Here is a 2,244-nt window from a genome sequence, read left to right as displayed (position 1 = left end):
GGCGGCGGTGGCGCTCGCCGGCACCGAACCGTCGAGCTGGCGCGACAGGACATCGAGCGTCGCGCCGGATTCACGCTCGGCGCGCGTCTCGCCGATGCAGATGAGGGCCACCAGCCCTGCCCGCCAGGCGGCCGAAGCCTTGGCGTTGACGATCGCATCATCGTCGCCGCATTGCTCGCGCCGCTCGGAGTGGCCGACGATGACATGGCTTGCGCCGGCATCCTTCAGCATCTCGGCCGAAATCTCACCCGTATAGGCGCCGCTCTCCTTGGGATGGCAATCCTCGCCGCCGGCGCGAACCGGTGTCCGCGAAAGGATCTCTGCGGCCTGGTGAAGCAAGGTGGCCGGAACGCAGACCAGGGCTTCCGTCTCCGCATCAAGGCCGCTCATGAAGCCGTTGCCGATCATCCTCAACTCGTTGAGCGAGGCCCTGGTGCCGTTCATTTTCCAGTTGCCGGCAACGAGCGGACGGATTCCAGGGGTCATGGCGTCGAGTTCTCCAGGCAACATAAGGCAGCGCCCTCACTACCAAAATCGGGCCACAAAGCAATCGACAGTGGGCCGGAAGGACGCTATTGCGCTTGTTTCAGAGTCGGCGCATGCGAAAATGCGCAAAGATCGGAAGTGGGCATGCTTGGTATTTTGAGAAGCGCGGCGGGCACCTGGGTCGCGAAAGCTTTGCTGTCCTTGCTGGTGGTGAGCTTTGCCGTCTGGGGTATTTCCGGGCGCCTGTCGGGAAGCTTGGCTGGCCATCATTCGGTGATTACCGCCGGCGGCACCACGGTTTCGATCAACGAATACCGCCTCGCCTACGATCGCCAGATCAACCTGCTGTCGCAGCAATATGGCCAGCGCATCACGCATGAACAGGCTAAGCTGCTCGGCCTCGACAACCAGGTCCTGGCGCAGCTCGTCTCCGGCGCCGTTCTCGACGAGCAGGCTCGCAAGCTCGGGCTTGGCCTTTCCAAGGACCGGCTGGCCGAGCTGACGCGCGAGGATCCGGCCTTCAAGGGTCCAGGCGGCCAGTTCGACCGCAGGACCTTCGAATATCTGCTGAGCCAGATCGGCATGCGACCCGAGGACTATCTGAAGAACCGCTCGCAGGTGGCGGTCCGCCAACAGATCGTCGAGGCGATTTCCGACGGCCTCAAGGCGCCGCAGACCTTCCTGAAGGCGGTCGCGCTCTATCGCGGAGAGGACCGCACGATCGACTATCTCGTCCTGCCGAAGACACTCGTCCAGCCGATCGAGGCGCCGTCCGACAGCGCGCTGAAAACCTATTTCGAAGCCAACAAGAAGAACTACGCCGCGCCGGAATACCGCAAATTCTCCTATATCCGGCTTGAGCCGCAGGACATCATGGACCCGACGGCGGTCACCGATCAGCAGGTCGCTGACGACTACAACAAGAACAAGGCGCGCTATACGACGCCCGAAATGCGCACCATCGAACAGCTGGTGTTCAAGACGCCGGACGCGGCCAAGGCGGCATTTGACTCCCTGAAGGCCGGCGCCACCTTCGACAAGATCGTCACCGCAGAGGGCAAGACGCAGGCCGACACCGTGCTCGGCACGCTGGCAAAGGACAAGATCGCCGACAAGGCGGTGGCCGACGCAGCCTTCTCGCTCAACGTCAACGAGGTCAGCCCGGTGGTTCAGGGCGCCTTCGGCCCGGTGCTCTTGCGCGTCACCGAGATCAAGCCGCAGGTGGTGAAGCCGCTTTCGGAAGTGTCCGACCAGATCCGCAAGGATCTTGCGCTCGGCGAGGCAAGCCGCGTCCTGCTCGACGTCCACGACAGCTACGAGGACACCCGCGCTTCCGGTGCCTCGCTTGCCCAGGCGGCCGACAAGCTAAAGCTCAAGGTCGTCACCATCGACGCCATCGACCGCACCGGCCAGCGGCCGGACGGCACGATCGTCAACGACCTGCCGCAATCGGCGGACCTCATCAAGGCCGTCTTCGAGGCCGAGCCGAACACCGAGAATGAAGGCCTGACCACTGCCGCCAACGGCTTCGTTTTCTATGAAGTCCAGTCGATCACGCCGGCGCGCGACCGCACGCTGGACGAGGTTCGCCAGAAGGTGGTGGCCGACTGGACCGCGGCCGAGACCGACAAGCGGCTCACCGCCAAGGCCGGGGAGTTGGAAAAGCGCCTCAAGGCCGGTGCGACGCTCGACGTGATCGCGGGCGAGCTTAAGCTCGAGAAGCAGACCAAGCGCGGCCTGAAGCGCGAAGCCGACGAT

At 63.9% G+C, this 2,244-nt stretch carries 2 protein-coding genes; one reads left to right on the top strand and one right to left on the bottom strand.

Annotated features, from left to right (window positions below):
- Nucleotides 1-486 (bottom strand): triose-phosphate isomerase (locus EOA60_RS29555; RefSeq protein ID WP_164899643.1); only part of this gene is annotated, 486 nt, incomplete at its 3' end.
- Between the two features lie 144 nt (nucleotides 487-630).
- On the opposite strand from EOA60_RS29555, the gene EOA60_RS29550 reads away from it, so the two are divergent.
- Nucleotides 631-2,244, top strand: a 1,614-nt coding sequence (locus EOA60_RS29550) for a SurA N-terminal domain-containing protein (RefSeq protein WP_128312368.1), incomplete at its 3' end; no start/stop codon positions are given.

This window comes from Mesorhizobium sp. M1A.F.Ca.IN.020.06.1.1 (assembly GCF_004023265.1).
Taxonomy (GTDB): Bacteria; Pseudomonadota; Alphaproteobacteria; order Rhizobiales; family Rhizobiaceae; genus Mesorhizobium.
This window is presented reverse-complemented; position numbering and strand designations above follow the sequence as displayed.